Below are 14,089 nucleotides of genomic sequence, written 5' to 3' on the forward strand. Positions count from 1 at the left end.
CATGGACATCCAGCTTCAAAACCTGCGCAAGACCTATGGCTCGGCGGTCGCCGTCGCCGACATGAGCGCAAAAATCCCGCAAGGCCGCATGCTCGCGCTGCTCGGCCCTTCCGGCTGCGGCAAGACGACGACGCTGCGGATGGTGGCGGGCTTCATCGCGCCGACATCCGGCTCGATCCGCGTCGGCGACAGCGACATCACGACCCTTCCGGCGCATAAGCGCGACACCGGCCTCGTGTTTCAGAACTACGCCCTGTTCCCGCATCTGAGCGCCGCCGAGAACATCGCCTTCGGATTGCGCCGACGCGGCGTGGCGCGCGCCGAGCGCGAACAGCGCGTGACGGCGATGCTGGGCAAGCTGAAGCTGTCGGGCCTCGCAGACAGGCTTCCACGCCAGCTCTCGGGCGGCCAGCAGCAGCGTGTGGCGGTCGCCCGCGCGCTCGTCATCAACCCGTCGATCCTGCTTCTCGACGAGCCCTTCTCCAATCTCGATGCCAAGCTGCGCGAGAGCACAGGCCTCGAAATGTCGCGTCTGCAGCGCGAGTTCGGGCTGACCTCGATCTTCGTGACGCATGACCAGACCGAAGCCATGAGCATCGCCGACACGATCGCGGTGATGAAGGACGGCCAGCTGCAGCAGATCGGCTCGGCCAGCGAGATCTACGAACGGCCGGCCAATCGCTTCGTCGCGGATTTCATCGGCAGGGCGAACTTCCTCGCCGGCCGGATCCTGCGCCGTGAGGGACAGGACGCCGTCGCGGAGCTTGCGGCCGGGCTGGAGATGCGCCTGCACGATCCCGGCGCCGCCGCGGTACCCGGTGCCCAGGGCGAAGCCCTTCTGCGGCCGGAGGCGATCGCGCTTGCCGATCACGCCTCCCCGGGCAGCCTCAAGGCCACCGTCGAGCAGATCTCCTATCAGGGCGCGATCGCCAATCTCCATGCCCGGCTCGGCGACGGCAGCGCGATCGTCGCCAGCGTTCCGCCTGAGGATGCCAGGGGATTGGAGCCCGGCAAGCCAATCGGCCTTATCCCGAAGCCGGCCGGGCTGATCTGGTTTCCGAAGGCCTGAAGGGACAATCCCCTATCGCGCGCGGCTGGGCATCGAAAGCCGCCCATCCGCGGACGAAGACAAGGGGCCACGCGCAAGCGGCCACCCGACGCCGGAGTGACCTCAGGTCTTGGTCAGCCCGAGAGCGATGGCGCAGGCTTTGGCGACATCGGAATCGGGTGACGAGCTACCCGGCATTGTCGCCCATCCCCCCTTCGCGATGAACTCGCCCTGCTGCCATGAGCCGATCTTCTTCAGCTCGACAAGTTGTTCGGTCGCGTTGGCCTGCTGCTGGAACCTGACCACGCAGATCGGCGAGAGGGCGGAGATCACCGCCGTGCTGGAACGCGCCGCGGCGTCGCGCTCCGCCCTACCCWGCGTGACCCAGCCGCCCCAGCTGAAGCCGATAATTGCAAGCGCGACAGCTCCACCGACGGCGCCCCAGGCGGCCGGCTTCAGTTCTGCTGGGATTTTCATGATTTTATCTTTCCTCATCGGAATAAAATTGTCCGATGACCAACAGTATCATCTTTTTCGATCACAGATTTTCTTTTCACCGCAGTGCCATTCTCTGCTGTTTTTTGAAATTTACATTGAGGCCTCGTCAACTCACGGGTCAGCCCGTGCTCCCCGTCAGCGAGCGCAGCGGCTCAAGCGGGCGCTCCGCCAACCCAGATCATCCTCAGGCGGACTCTCAGCTTTCCGGGCTTCCTCGGCAATTTCGGCATCATCGGCACCGATATTTCACGTCATGACGAACGGGCATCGCTGAACAGGGTCAATTCTTTCTCGAGCCAAGCACCTTGTTCTTTGATTTCTTCCGTAATGAAACTTGTTGTTTACTTTTTCGATAATTCGTTTACTGTCTGATTGTCGATAATTTTTTGGCTGTTTTCTCCGCGTGTTTATGCGCGCCTGACGAACCCCCTTCGAAAATCGTGGTGAACCCATCGGGCATTCGCTCGGTGGCCGACAAGTATTGCCAGAAGGAGAGTTCGTGATGAGCACCCGCACAGTAAAATGGTTCAATTCCACCAAGGGCTTCGGCTTCATTCAGCCAGATGACGGAAGCCAGGACGTCTTCGTCCATATCTCCGCCATCGAACGCGCTGGTATGCGCGAGATCGTCGAAGGCCAGAAGCTTGGCTATGAAGCGGTCCGCGACGCCAAATCCGGCAAGATGGCCGCCGAGCAGCTGCAAGCCGCGTAATCGCTATTCAGCTTCACCGATAGCCACGGATGTACTGGTGTCGGTCATGAGGTTGGAAGGAAGGGCCAGGTTCAACGCCTGGCCTTTTTCATATCCGCCGGTGGTATTGGCTTAGCGCCGATCGGGAGAAGCCGCTGTCCGAAAAAACCAGAGCCCGCACCCAGGCGGAAGCCGCATCCCTCAAGACGCAAACCCGATCCCTGTCACGCAACCGGATCAGCTCAGAGACTGAGGCCATCATTCAAGCCCGCGACGCCAACTCCGCCAGGTTCAAGGATCAGCGGCTGAACAAGGAAGCGCTCGACCGCGCCGCCGCTGCGGCCGCTCCTGGCATCCCGCTCCCATGACCGCGCCTTGGTGGCAGAGCGGCGTGATCTACCAGATCTATCCCCGCTCCTTTCAGGATGGGAATGGCGATGGCATGGGCGATCTCAGGGGTATCGGGCAACGGCTCGACTATCTCGCCGGCCTCGGGATCGACGCGATCTGGATTTCCCCGATCTATCCCTCGCCGATGGTCGATTTCGGGTATGACGTTGCCGATTACTGCGACATCGATCCGCGTTTCGGCGCGCTCGCCGATTTCGACGATCTGCTCGCCCAGGCCCATGCGCGCGGGATCAAGATCCTGCTCGATTTCGTCCCGAACCACACCTCCGACCGGCATCCCTGGTTCGTCGAGAGCCGCTCCTCGCACGATAATCCGAAACGCGACTGGTATCTCTGGCGCGATGCCGCTCCCGATGGCGGGCCGCCCAATAACTGGGTGAGCGATTTCGGCGGTTCGGCCTGGGAATGGGACGAAGCCACCGGCCAATATTACTACCACGCCTTCCTGAAGCAGCAGCCGGACCTCAACTGGCGCAGCCCCGCCGTCCAGGCTGCGATGTACGACGTGATGCGTTTCTGGTTCGACCGTGGCGTGGACGGTTTCCGTATCGACGTACTCTGGCACCTGATCAAGGCAGGGAGCTTCCCGGACAATCCGCCGAACCCGGCCTATCACCCCGCGCTCGCCGAGATGCACCGCGTGCTCCAGCTCCATTCGACCGACCAGGCGGAAGTCCATGTGATCGCTGCCGAGATGCGCGATTGCCGACGGGTACGGCGCGGCCGGGCGCGGTGAGCGCGTGCTGATCGGCGAGATCTATCTGCCGGTCGATCGCCTGATGCACTATTACGGACGTGAACGGCCGGAAATGCATCTGCCTTTCAACTTCCAACTGATCGAGGCCGTCTGGGAGGCGCGCGCGATGGCTGCGCTCATCGCCACTTACGAGGCGGCACTTCCGCCGGGCGGTTGGCCGAACTGGGTGCTTGGCAATCATGACAGGCCCCGCGTCGCCACCAGGCTTGGACAGGCTCAAGCCCGCGTCGCGGCGATGCTGCTTCTGACGCTGCGGGGCGGTCCGACGCTTTACTACGGGGACGAACTCGGTCTGAGCGATGTCGCAATCCCGCCCGAACAGCTGCACGACCCGCGCGGCCTGCGTGAACCCGGGCTCGGCCTGGGCCGCGATCCGGTGCGTACGCCGATGCCGTGGGATGGAAGCGCCCATGCGGGCTTCAGCACGGCCCAGTCCTGGTTGCCACTCAATGCGGACTGGCCGACGCGGAATGTCGCGCGGATGATGCCGGAGCCTGCCTCGATCCTCCGGCTCTATCACCAGCTGCTGGCACTCAGGCGCGACCATCCGGCCTTGGCGGTCGGCGCCTTCGCGCTGCTGGAATCCGACGGCGACGTCCTTGCCTATGAGCGGCGCGAGGGCGCTCAGCGGCTGATCATCGCGCTCAATCTCGGCGGACAGCCGCAGCGCCTGGCGTTACCCAGGGACACAACCGGTTGCCGTTTGCTGCTTTCGACGCTCGCCGCGGCGCCCCTCATCGAGAACGATGTGCTGCTGCTCCGGCCAGACGAAGGCGTCATCCTTGCCGCTTGATCCTGAACGAGGAAAGGCCGATCGCTTGCGCATCGCAATGCTGGCGCCGATATCCTGGCGGACGCCGCCCCGCCATTACGGTCCATGGGAACTGGTGACCAGCCTCCTGACTGAGGCCCTGGTGGAGCGCGGCGTCGATGTCACGCTTTTTGCCACCAGGGACAGCCTGACCTCCGGCACGCTCGCGGGTCTTTGCCCGGCGCCCTATTCCGAGAACCCTGCCATCGACGCCAAGGTCTGGGAGATGCTGCATGTTGCCCATGTCTTCGAGCGCGCAGGCGAGTTCGACCTCCTCCACAATCAGGCGGATTTCGTGCCGCTCGCATTCTCCAGACTGGTCGAGACGCCGGTCGTGACGACGATCCACGGCTTCTCGTCGGACCGCATCCTGCCCGTCTTCAAGACCTATGAGGATCGCGTCCATTATGTCGCGATCAGCGAGGCCGATCGCCATCGGGACCTGCGCTATGCTGCCGTGATTCATCATGGCATCCGGCTCGAGGACTTTCCCTTCGACCCTGATGGCAGCCAGGACCTGCTCTTCTTTGGTCGCATCCACCCCGATAAGGGCGCGGCGGAAGCGATCGCGACGGCGCGGCGGGCGGGTCGGCGGCTGGTCATGGCCGGCATCGTCCAGGATGAGGGCTACCACGCGGCGCAGGTGGTTCCCGCACTCGACGATCGTTCGGTCGTCTATCTCGGCCCGGTTGGCGGGGCGCTACGCACGAAAACCCTGGGCTCGGCGCGCGCGCTGCTTCACCTCATCAGTTTCGAGGAGCCTTTCGGATTATCCGTCGTCGAAGCGCTTGCCTGCGGCACGCCGGTCATCGCCTTCAACCGCGGCTCGATGCCGGAGTTGATCGAGCATGGCGTTACGGGCTTCCTGGTCGACAGCGTCGATGAAGCCGTCGCGGCTGTCGACCGTATCGGAGAGATCGATCGCGCAGCCTGCCGGGCGTCAGTCGCCGCGCGCTTCACGGTTGAGCGGATGGCCGACCGGTACTTGAGCTTGTACCGATCCCTCCTCGGCCACTGACGCCGGATGCGGCGGCGCCCGACAGGGCGACCGCGGTCGACGAGAGCGGGAATGGCAGCGCGCCTTCGCCTTTGAATGGCGCGCCGAATGGTCAGACCACTGCCGCGCTATCGCCCGAGCGCCGGCCTCAGTCCGACGATCCTGTCGGAATTCCAGGCCCGATGGCTTGAACGACGCGCCGGAAGGATCGGACTGACAAGCCCATCGTCCGTCGAGCCTCACCCGCGCGCCTTGCGGCGCGCGTAGTGGGCGCGCGCCTTCGCGCGGTTGCCGCAGCCCTCCATCGAGCACCATTGGCGTGACTGGTTGCGCGTTTCGTCCAGGAAGACCCAGCCGCAGCTCGGATCGGCGCAGCGGCGCAGATGATATCGCCTGCGCGACGCCGCCAGTTCCAGCACCGAGACCGCGACCGGCAGCAGCGGCAGCCGCAGATCCGGCGGTGATCCGCTGGGGTGCCAGTGATGGATGCGGGCGGCACCAGTGTCGACGAGCTGCCCCACGCGTTCGATGTCGCGCAGCAACGCTTCGACCTCGACAAGTCGCGCCAGGCCGGCATGCGCCGGATCGAGGGCCTGTTCGATCTCTCCCCGCAATCGCAGCGCCAAACCGTGGACCTGCTCTGCTGCCCGGACTTTCGCCTCGGCCTCATCCAAAAGCAGCGCGGCGGAGCGCGTGTCGATGAGTTCCAGCCCGGTGGCCCAATGCACCAGTTCGGCATAGTCGTGCAGCCGCTCTGCGCTTCGCGCCGGGTCGCCCCGCCAGGCCGTCGTGTTGATGAAGTCGAGACAAAGCGCTCCCCCCAACGCTAGCGGGGGATGGGTCGCATAGGAGCGCGGGTCGGTGGCCGGCTGGATCAAACCAGATTTCCCTTCTTGCCGGACGTACTTGACAGCTGCGATGGCTGCTCGACAATACTAACCTTGTAAAAGGTTAGAAAGAGTTGACATGGCATCGGGTGCGCGATCGCCTTTCACCCTCTCCGGCTTCAAGCACGGCTTCGTCCGCGCCCAGGCATTGGCTCCCGGCGTGCTCCTCTACGGCGTCGTGTTCGGCATCCTGGCAACGGAGGCACGGCTTTCCGCGCTCGAATCCGTCCTGACCAGCATCTTCATCTATTCCGGTTCGGCGCAGATGGCGGCTCTTCAGGTCTGGCGGGACGGGGCGCAGCTGCTGCCATTATTCGCCGCTATCGTGCTGATGAACGCGCGCTACGTGCTCTATGGCGCGGCACTGCGCCCCTGGCTCGCGGGAGCGCCGCCGCTCGCAAGCTACGGAACCCTGTTCTTCCTCGGCGATGGCAACTGGGCGCTGGCGATGGCCGAGCGGGAACACGGTCAGGACGATGCGGCCTTCGTGCTGGGTTCGGGGATCGCGATGTTCGCGCCCTGGATTTTCGGCACCTTGATCGGCCGCCTCAGCGGCGGCCTGATCGGCGACCCGGCGCGCTACGGCCTGGACTTCATGCTGATCGCCTTTTCAGCAGCGCTCCTCATCGGGATGTGGAAGGGCAAGGCCGATCTCGGACCGGTGCTCGCTGCCGGCCTTGCGGCTGTGATGCTCGCTCCCTTCGTCTCCAGCGGCTGGATCATCGTCGCCGGCGGACTTGCCGCAGCCGCAGCCGGCGCCCTGCTCTTCCGCAATCCGGCCCCGAGCGAGGCCCTGCCGTGAGCCTCGACCAGCGCTTCGCGATCGCGCTCGTGGTGATGGCGACGGCCTCCTATCTCTGCCGCGCCGGCGGGTTCTTCTTCATGCGCTTCGTTGCTTTGACGCCCAGGCGCGAAGCGGCGCTGCGAGCCCTCCCCATCGGCGTCATGACGGGCATCATGGCGCCGGTCGTACTCCAGGGACGCGTCCCGGAATGCGCAGGTCTCGCCGCGGCCATCCTGGTCATGAAAGCGAGCGGCAGCGACCTTGCGGCAGCGCTCGCCGGGGTCGCCGTCGTCGCGCTGCTGAGACAAAGCCTCTAGTAGAAGTTGCGTCCATGCCGGTACAGCCTCGCCTTTCCCAGGTCGCGCTGCGTCGGATACAATCGTCGATCTGAGCAAAAGCCTGTTCCCGCTGCGGGAGGTCGCTGCCCATGGTCATGTCGCCGCCCCCGGCAGTCCCGAGGCGGCCGCCGTTCGTCCCGACGCATTGCCACTGTCCGCCGTGCCGCCCAGAACCGGAAGGGACCGATCGATGGAACGCCGAGATCTGCTGAAGGCCATCGCGCTCGCCTCCTCCGCCGGCGCAGCCGGCGGGCTCTCGCTTGCCACGGAAGCCCAGGCCCAGACGGGCAAGCGCGGCATCGGTACCAGGGACGTCGCGCCGCTCAGCCCGGATTACTTCATCCCCGAGCGCTTCAAGGGCAAGACGCTCATCGTCACCGGCTGCGCGCGCGGCATGGGCGCGCTCGCGGCCCAGCGTGCCGCCCGCGAGGGCGCCAATGTCGTCGGTGCCGACTGGTTGCAGGAACAGRGCTCCGAACACATGAACGCCATCGCGAAGGCAGGCGGAAAGGCGGAGTTCGTCTTCGGCGATATCTCCGACACCGAGACCTGCGAGCAGATGGTGAAGGTCGCGGTCGCTCGCTTCGGCCGGCTCGATTACGCCATCAACAATGCCGGCGTCATGGACGGCGTCTATTCCGGCGCGCCGATCGAATACGAGCGGCAAAAACACCTGCTCTTCGCGCCGATCCATGAGGCCACGGACGCCTACTGGGACAATGTCTTGCGCACCAATGCGACCGGCGTGTTCAAGTCGATGCGCGCCGAGCTCAAGCAGATGGTGAAACAGAATCTCGGCGGCGCCATCGTCAATGTCGGCTCGGTCACCGGGCTAACCGGGTTCGGCGGAAATCCGGCCTATGTCGCCAGCAAGCACGCGGTGACCGGCCTCACCCGCTCGGCCGCGATCGACTATGCCGCCTATGGGATCCGCATCAACTCGGTGAACATGGCCCAGACCGCAACCCCGATGGTCGAGCGCGCGCTGGAGCTCGTGACCAGGAAGCTGCAGGACACAGGCGGCGGCCCGAGCATGAGCATGCTGAAGGCCGACAGCCTGCTGCAGGCGGCCGATTCCCATAAGCGCGACGCGACGCCGGCGGAACAGGTCGCGATCATGCTCTTCCTGCTCTCGGACGAAGCCTCAAACCTCACCGGCGGCACCTACGCGACCGATGGCGGCTGGACGGCGTATTAGAGTGGTGGCGACGCCGCACGCTGCTCCCGCCAGGGGCGATTCCGGCTCTTCTCACGAGCAGGATGCCCGCCTATCCTGACGCGATGCGCTTCAAGGCGGTGATGGTCGATGTCGACGGCGTGCTGATCGTACATCCCRATCCAAGGGGATGGGCGGCTCATCTCGAACGTGATCTCGGTCTCTCCAGGGAGACCTTGCAGGCGGAGTTCTTCGCCCCGCATTGGCCCGACATCATCCATGGCCGTGCTGATCTCCATGCGCGACTTGAGCCCGCATTGGCGAAAATGGGCGCGACAGTGAATGCGGGCACCCTCGTCCGATATTGGTTCGAACAGGATTCCCACGTCGATCGGGACCTGCTGGGACAATTGGCGGAGCTGCGAGCGCACGGCCTGGAATTGCATCTCGCGACAGTCCAGGAGCATGAGCGCGCACGATATCTCTGGCACACGCTCGGCTTCGAGCGCCATTTCGACGCCATCCACTATGCGGCGGCGCTGGGCTGGGCGAAGCCCGCTCAGGGCTTCTTCGCCGCCATCGAGGCGCGAACAGGTTTTGAGCCGCACGAGCTGTTCCTGATCGACGACGCCCCGGCGAATGTTGAGGCCGCAATCGCGCGGGGCTGGAGCGCGGCTCTGTGGACTGGGCAAAGCCGGCTTGCCGACCTGCTGATGGAGTCCGGTTCTTAGGTTGGCATGGGCGTCGAACCGGCAACGCCAGGATGCTGGCCCTGCCATCCCGGCGTCTCCGGGCCAGGAAGCGGAGCTTTGCAACCCCAGCCTCTCGGCCCAGTCCCGGATGAAAAGCCGTCCGGGCTTGGACAGCTAGTGGGCCATGGGTTCGGAAGCGTGCCGCGATGCGTCGCGGGCAACAAGCCGTGTGACCTCGCCGAACAAATCCTTCGGCGCTCTCAGCGCCAAATCGGACAGAGAGAGAATGCCAGTCATCCGCTTCTGCGTGTTCATCACCGGCATGTGATGGATCTCCTTGTCCGTCATGCGGCGCGTCGCATCCCTGATGTCATCGTCCTCGAAGCACCAGGTGATACCCGCCGTCATGACCTTTCTCGCTTTTGTCGTGTTGGGATCGGCCCCTTCGGCGCAGCCACGGCAGGCAAGGTCTCTATCCGTGATCATTCCGATGAGACGATCATTTTCTCCCACGGGGAGGCATCCGATATCCGCGTCGCGCATCTTGCGCGCGACCTCGGTCAGCGAGATGTCCGGAGAGATCCATTCCGCATGCGCGGTCATAGCGTCACGAACGAGCATGGCTACCTCCTGCTCTGCGCGGTTTCAGATCCGAGGCATGTCACTCGCCGTGGGATTGCCTGGTGGTCTCCCTGTCGCGCCGGAATGCGCTGCGACCAGCCGAATACGCTTGCGGGAATACTGCTTCGCGCGCCGAAAGCATGGTCTGGGAGAGGGCTTTGGCGAAGACCCGCCCCAGAGAGCGGCATGCCCGTGGATGATACCGGATCATCGCGGGGCCGGCCAGCATCCTGTGCTGGTTGGCCGGAGTTCAGGCGCCGCGCAGCCGCTTAAGTGGTGTTCAAACGCGCGCATAGCGCCTCCTGCTGGGCTATGATGCAGATGATGGGTCCGACCAGCAGGAGCGGAGCATGATCCACGCGACGTGCCACACAGCCGATGAGGCGATGCGGGCGGAGTTCGACGCCACCCCCTGGTTCGAGGAGGCCGATCCGGCCAGCATTGCGCTTCTCGCCAAACGGGGCTGGTCGACGCCCTGGATCGCCGACGCCCTCGAGGGCCGGCCCGGATATGAAACGCTCCGCGAGCTGATCCGCTATGCCCGAGACCGGCTGGAGATCGAGTCGCGAGAGGACCCGTCCTGGCCGACCTTCGAGTGCCGCGTCGATGGCGCCGAGGCGACCGCATGGCTCGACCGGCACCGATCCGATATCGCTGCGGACGTTCGCCGCGCCGCTTCCTAGATTGGCATTGGCGTCCGCCGCCGAGATCTGGCGCGACGGTCCATCATCGCAAACGGAGCTTCATTCCGGGTTTGGCGCGGCCCGGTCGCGCCAACTGAGCCGCGCCAGCTCAAGCTCACGAAGACGAGCAGGACAACGACCACAATCCTGAGAGAGACGGAATTCAGCAGGAACGCAAAATTGAACGGCGCTATATACTCCCCATTGAAAATAACAGTCCATCTTATGGCCCTCTCACCAAAGTTGATGAACTGATCGTTGCTCAATGACCATACGATCCACCAGATCGTAAATACAGCACAAGCCGCACTTCCGATCGCTATCTCCAGACGGTTGCTGTTGCCTGGGCGCAGCACATCTCCGGACAAGATCCCGGATTGCGCGACCAGAAGGACTGCGAGCACGGCCGTGGCGGCGAACGCAACAAGGCCGGCCGTCGTGAGGTCGGTGTGCAAGGCTGCGAAACACTCCGAAGACAACCGTCGCAAGGTCTGCACATCGCGCCACGCTGCGGGGAAATAAGCCTCCAACCAGCTTTCGCTCGTCGCACGATCCCATGGCAAACCGAGGCCGCAGCGCTGCTGCTCAAATGCTCGCCGCGCCTTGATTCCAAAGACGCTCGTGAACACAAACGAGACGAGGATCGGGATAGCCAAAGCCCATCCAAAGCGGGCCCTTGCCTTACTCTTGGTCGTCTCGCGCATGAAGCAGTGCTGCCATAAGCGGAACCCGGCGCCAAGAGCTCTGGGCATCGCGCTTTCCGCTGTGCGTCAGCCGATGACCAGGTTGGCGTCGAGAGCCTCCTTCCCTGAGTCCCAGGAGCACTGACCCTGCCCTGCACTGCCGATGCGATTGCCCTGCGTGTTGCCGGCTTGACCGCAACTCGCGATTGCAGGACGGTCGGATCGACCGATGGTGATCGGGCCGGCGGAGTTGCATTTTTGAGACCTGCACTTTTGCCGCACGTTTGTGGCGCCCTTACCTTTCCGGCTCCGTCCGCGATCCCCTCGATCCTCCGTCCTGTCACCGTCGCTGCCGGCCCCGTGCCGATCGTTTGGCGCGATGGACGGCCTGAGTGATCACGAAGCCTCGAAGGGCGCGCCAATGACCCTGCACCGCAGACATGTGGCGACGCTGCTCGCCTTCCTGGCGTTCAGCCCCCTGCTGAACGGGCCGGGCCTCGCGCAAGCCCCGGCGCGCACGGCGGAGCCGGACGAGAAGACGATCGCGGACGCCTATGTCTATCTGCTCGGCCGGGCCTTCGTGATCCGRCAGGAACATCTCGACCGGAAGGGGCCGGGCTTCGCCTATAACGCGATCAAGTATAACCCGCTGGGCTCCGCCGATTTCGTCAATCCCAATTTCGACGTCGCCTATCTCGAGGCCTGGTTCGCCGTCGACGACAAGACGCCCGTCCTGCTCGAGGTGCCCGAGGTCAAGGGACGCTACTACACCGCCGAGATTCTCGATGAATGGGGCGAGGTGATCGTCAACATCAACGAGCGCTCCTTCCCCTCAAAACCCTTCGGCACGTTTGCGCTGGTCAAACCCGGCTCGACGGCGAAGATTCCGGCCGGTGCGGGGCGCATCGAGCTGCATTCCGGCAAGGCCAAGATGCTGGCGCGGGTCGAGCTCAAGGGCGATCCCGAAGGGGCCGTGAAGCTTCAGCGCCAGTTCAAGGTCAGGTCCCTCGGCAAGCCGGTGATCCAGCCGCCGCCGGCCATGCCCCTGTTCGAGAACAAGGACCTGATCGGCGTCGAGATCTTCGACAATGTCGATGCCAGGCTCGCAAGCGCGCTCGATGTCGCGCCGAACGCCGCCGAGATGCAGCAGAAGGTCCGGGTCGTCGCAGCCTATGCCGCATCCGGCAAGGAGGCGCGCGCCGCCATCGACACGCAGCTGCGCAAGGTCATTCCCGCCTTCCAGGAATACGCCCTGACCAGGAGCGCGCCCTATAGCAATCACTGGATCGGCGCCGGCCAGGCGGGCAATTACGGCAAGGATTTCTGGCTGCGTACCTCGGTCAATTTTGCCGGCATCTGGGCCAACACACCAGATGAAGCGGTCTACCTGATCGCCACCCGCGATGCCGACGAGAAGCCGCTCAACGGCAGCAACAGTTATGTCATGCACTTCCCCGCCGACAAGCTTCCGCAATCCGTGGTCGATGCCTATTGGTCGGTGATCCTGGTCGGCGTGCCGGATTACCGCGTGGTGGCAAACCCGCTCAATCGCTTCAACTTCAACACCAATTCAAGCCTAGCGAAGGAGCCAGACGGTTCGCTGAAGATCGGGATCGGCCCCAAGCCCGTCGCCGGTGTTCCGGACTCGAACTGGCTTCCGGCCCCCGACAGCAAGCCGTTCTCGCTGACCTTCCGAACCTATGTCCCGAAGGACGTGGTGAAGCGCGGCGCGTGGCAGCCGGCACCGGTCACCAAGGTCGATTGAGCGCTCCCGCGCCGCGAGAGGCGCGCCGGGTCAGGTCCCGACCGTCGCGCCATGCATTCTCCGTTCGGCGCGGCCCGGCATCGAGAGCGTTCCTTGCCGGGCAATCGCTCAAATGCGAGCGGTCCCATTTACAAAACGCTCGTCCTTTGGCGCGACCCTCTCGCTGCAAGGGAGGCGGCCATGAGCACCAATTACCCACTGGCCCGGGCCTATCTGATCAACGCCTTCCTGACGCTGGACGGGGACAACCCCGAGGATGACCGACTTCGGCGCGCCGTCGAGTTGCTCCTCGAAGCGGTTGCCCGCGCTCAACGCAGCAGCACGCACTCCAACGTCGTGCGCTTTCCAGGTGCAGAGCCTGTCGTCGCTGGCGGCCCGCCGCCACGACCGGCGTCGTAAGGCAGCGGGCGAAACGCGGGCTTGAGCCTGCGACGCCCCGATCTCAGCCGCTGCGGCCCGCCTTGGCCTCGGGGGCCGTTGCGGACTGGTTGCCGGTCGCGCGATCGAGGCACTCGGCCATCTCCGAAGTGCCCCATTTGTGCTTGGAACACTGCGCCGTCCCCTGTGTCAGGTCGCGGGCGACGCCCCGGGGTTGCGGGGAGCCGCTGCAGCCCAGCAGTGAAAGAGCGACAAGGGCGAGCATCATCGATCGCATCTGGTTCCTCCATTGAACGCGCCAGACCGGATCACGCCGGTTGGGCAAGAATGTGAGGAAGGCGCAAGACGGGTCAATCGGCGGGGGATATTGGCCAATGGCGGCCCTCGCGGCATCAGCGCTGCGTCGATTGGCCTTTCTGACATGAACCCGGCGGATGTTCGCGACGGCAAACGGCGGGCGCCCAGACCATTTTCCGGCTGAGTTTCGTCAATGGACGACGCCGATTCGACCGGCCTGATGGCGGACTGCAGGTGACTGGTGCTGAGCCATGGGCGCGGGTTAGGCCCTAGTACGCCAAGTGGTATTCTGATGCCGCGCAGACGCCCGGCCGTCACTCAACCGGCCCGCATGCGCGGAGCGAGTGCGTTCGGCGGCGGGGCGGTCATTGCCTATCTCGCCGACCTGCATATTAATGGGTATCTTCTTGACAATGCCGGCCACCAATCTGGCGGCTCTCGACAAGTATTCACTGGCTGACGCGGTCCGGATTTCGACCTTCCGGTCCCTCTCTCGAGCACCGCGAGCCGCGCTGTGTGATGACCGGGGGGAGAGCGAATGGTTGCCGGGCTGACTGTCGCAGAACGCCAGAGTGCCATCACGATATCAGCG

15 protein-coding genes and 1 pseudogene are annotated in these 14,089 nt (G+C 64.5%); 11 read left to right on the forward strand and 5 right to left on the reverse strand.

The features are described from left to right. Window position 1 precedes the first annotated feature (1 nt). Complete coding sequence (locus AC1DRP_RS15950) at window positions 2–1,069, forward strand: ABC transporter ATP-binding protein (RefSeq protein WP_441508142.1); 1,068 nt, start codon at window positions 2–4, stop codon at window positions 1,067–1,069. 102 nt (window positions 1,070–1,171) lie between these two features. Here the strand turns inward: AC1DRP_RS15950 and AC1DRP_RS15955 are convergent, their stop codons facing one another. Continuing rightward, window positions 1,172–1,525 carry a hypothetical protein gene (locus AC1DRP_RS15955; RefSeq protein ID WP_476768953.1) on the reverse strand — a complete coding sequence of 118 codons (354 nt, stop codon included), beginning with the start codon at window positions 1,523–1,525 and terminating at the stop codon, window positions 1,172–1,174. Window positions 1,526–2,048: 523 nt separating this feature from the next. On the opposite strand from AC1DRP_RS15955, the gene AC1DRP_RS15960 reads away from it, so the two are divergent. The 3 genes and pseudogenes from AC1DRP_RS15960 (at window position 2,049) to AC1DRP_RS15970 (ending at window position 5,234) form a co-directional block, all read left to right on the forward strand. Further along, window positions 2,049–2,258, forward strand: a complete 210-nt coding sequence (locus tag AC1DRP_RS15960) for a cold-shock protein (protein WP_476768954.1) — start codon at window positions 2,049–2,051, stop codon at window positions 2,256–2,258. A 343-nt stretch (window positions 2,259–2,601) separates the two neighbouring features. Beyond that, window positions 2,602–4,198 (forward strand): annotated as a pseudogene (locus tag AC1DRP_RS15965) (alpha-amylase family glycosyl hydrolase). Window positions 4,199–4,223: 25 nt separating this feature from the next. Next, complete coding sequence (locus AC1DRP_RS15970; protein WP_441508144.1) at window positions 4,224–5,234, forward strand: glycosyltransferase family 4 protein; 1,011 nt, start codon at window positions 4,224–4,226, stop codon at window positions 5,232–5,234. Window positions 5,235–5,452: 218 nt separating this feature from the next. On the opposite strand, the gene AC1DRP_RS15975 is transcribed toward AC1DRP_RS15970, so the two are convergent. Further along, window positions 5,453–6,091, reverse strand: coding sequence for a CGNR zinc finger domain-containing protein (locus AC1DRP_RS15975; RefSeq protein ID WP_441492356.1), 639 nt, complete (start codon window positions 6,089–6,091; stop codon window positions 5,453–5,455). A gap of 88 nt (window positions 6,092–6,179) precedes the next feature. Here AC1DRP_RS15975 and AC1DRP_RS15980 point away from each other — a divergent pair, with 88 nt between their 5' ends. The 4 genes from AC1DRP_RS15980 (at window position 6,180) to AC1DRP_RS15995 (ending at window position 9,109) form a co-directional block, all read left to right on the forward strand. Continuing rightward, window positions 6,180–6,902, forward strand: a complete 723-nt coding sequence (locus AC1DRP_RS15980) for an AzlC family ABC transporter permease (protein ID WP_441492355.1) — start codon at window positions 6,180–6,182, stop codon at window positions 6,900–6,902. After that, window positions 6,899–7,201, forward strand: a complete 303-nt coding sequence (locus tag AC1DRP_RS15985; protein WP_441508145.1) for an AzlD family protein — start codon at window positions 6,899–6,901, stop codon at window positions 7,199–7,201. The genes AC1DRP_RS15980 and AC1DRP_RS15985 overlap by 4 nt, the downstream gene beginning before the upstream one ends. Before the next feature lie 211 nt (window positions 7,202–7,412). Then, the gene (locus tag AC1DRP_RS15990) at window positions 7,413–8,420 is read left to right on the forward strand and encodes an SDR family NAD(P)-dependent oxidoreductase (RefSeq protein ID WP_476768955.1); all 1,008 of its coding nucleotides are present in this window, start codon (window positions 7,413–7,415) and stop codon (window positions 8,418–8,420) included. Between the two features lie 62 nt (window positions 8,421–8,482). Beyond that, entirely contained in the window at window positions 8,483–9,109 is a 627-nt protein-coding gene (locus AC1DRP_RS15995; protein ID WP_476768956.1) for an HAD family hydrolase, read from the forward strand. A 135-nt stretch (window positions 9,110–9,244) separates the two neighbouring features. Here the strand turns inward: AC1DRP_RS15995 and AC1DRP_RS16000 are convergent, their stop codons facing one another. After that, entirely contained in the window at window positions 9,245–9,691 is a 447-nt protein-coding gene (locus tag AC1DRP_RS16000; protein ID WP_441508147.1) for a CBS domain-containing protein, read from the reverse strand. A 350-nt stretch (window positions 9,692–10,041) separates the two neighbouring features. Between AC1DRP_RS16000 and AC1DRP_RS16005 the strand changes: the two genes are divergently transcribed. Then, a complete protein-coding gene (locus AC1DRP_RS16005) occupies window positions 10,042–10,374 on the forward strand; it encodes a hypothetical protein (protein WP_441508148.1) in 333 nt (110 codons plus the stop codon). On the opposite strand, the gene AC1DRP_RS16010 is transcribed toward AC1DRP_RS16005, so the two are convergent. Beyond that, window positions 10,371–11,078 (reverse strand): hypothetical protein, encoded by a 708-nt coding sequence (locus AC1DRP_RS16010; protein WP_441508149.1) that lies wholly within the window; start codon window positions 11,076–11,078, stop codon window positions 10,371–10,373. The two genes, AC1DRP_RS16005 and AC1DRP_RS16010, sit on opposite strands and share 4 nt — an antisense overlap. A gap of 400 nt (window positions 11,079–11,478) precedes the next feature. On the opposite strand from AC1DRP_RS16010, the gene AC1DRP_RS16015 reads away from it, so the two are divergent. Both AC1DRP_RS16015 and AC1DRP_RS16020 read left to right on the forward strand, forming a co-directional pair. After that, window positions 11,479–12,822: a DUF1214 domain-containing protein gene (locus AC1DRP_RS16015; protein ID WP_441508150.1), complete on the forward strand. Its 1,344-nt coding sequence runs from the start codon at window positions 11,479–11,481 to the stop codon at window positions 12,820–12,822. A 180-nt stretch (window positions 12,823–13,002) separates the two neighbouring features. Then, window positions 13,003–13,221 carry a hypothetical protein gene (locus AC1DRP_RS16020; RefSeq protein WP_441508151.1) on the forward strand — a complete coding sequence of 73 codons (219 nt, stop codon included), beginning with the start codon at window positions 13,003–13,005 and terminating at the stop codon, window positions 13,219–13,221. Window positions 13,222–13,264: 43 nt separating this feature from the next. Here the strand turns inward: AC1DRP_RS16020 and AC1DRP_RS16025 are convergent, their stop codons facing one another. Next, a complete protein-coding gene (locus AC1DRP_RS16025) occupies window positions 13,265–13,477 on the reverse strand; it encodes a hypothetical protein (RefSeq protein ID WP_441492347.1) in 213 nt (70 codons plus the stop codon). Between the last annotated feature and the right edge of the window lie 612 nt (window positions 13,478–14,089).

The organism is Allobosea sp. 01N443 (assembly GCF_056399325.1).

Excerpts from the sequence above, each read along its gene's own strand:
- AC1DRP_RS15950 (WP_441508142.1), top strand. The coding sequence starts at position 2 with ATGGACATCCAGCTTCAAAACCTGCGCAAGACCTATGGCTCGGCGGTC.
- AC1DRP_RS15960 (WP_476768954.1), top strand. The coding sequence starts at position 2,049 with ATGAGCACCCGCACAGTAAAATGGTTCAATTCCACCAAGGGCTTCGGC.
- AC1DRP_RS15980 (WP_441492355.1), top strand. The coding sequence starts at position 6,180 with ATGGCATCGGGTGCGCGATCGCCTTTCACCCTCTCCGGCTTCAAGCAC.
- AC1DRP_RS16000 (WP_441508147.1), bottom strand. The coding sequence starts at position 9,691 with ATGCTCGTTCGTGACGCTATGACCGCGCATGCGGAATGGATCTCTCCG.
- AC1DRP_RS16005 (WP_441508148.1), top strand. The coding sequence starts at position 10,042 with ATGATCCACGCGACGTGCCACACAGCCGATGAGGCGATGCGGGCGGAG.
- AC1DRP_RS16010 (WP_441508149.1), bottom strand. The coding sequence starts at position 11,078 with ATGCGCGAGACGACCAAGAGTAAGGCAAGGGCCCGCTTTGGATGGGCT.
- AC1DRP_RS16020 (WP_441508151.1), top strand. The coding sequence starts at position 13,003 with ATGAGCACCAATTACCCACTGGCCCGGGCCTATCTGATCAACGCCTTC.
- AC1DRP_RS16025 (WP_441492347.1), bottom strand. The coding sequence starts at position 13,477 with ATGCGATCGATGATGCTCGCCCTTGTCGCTCTTTCACTGCTGGGCTGC.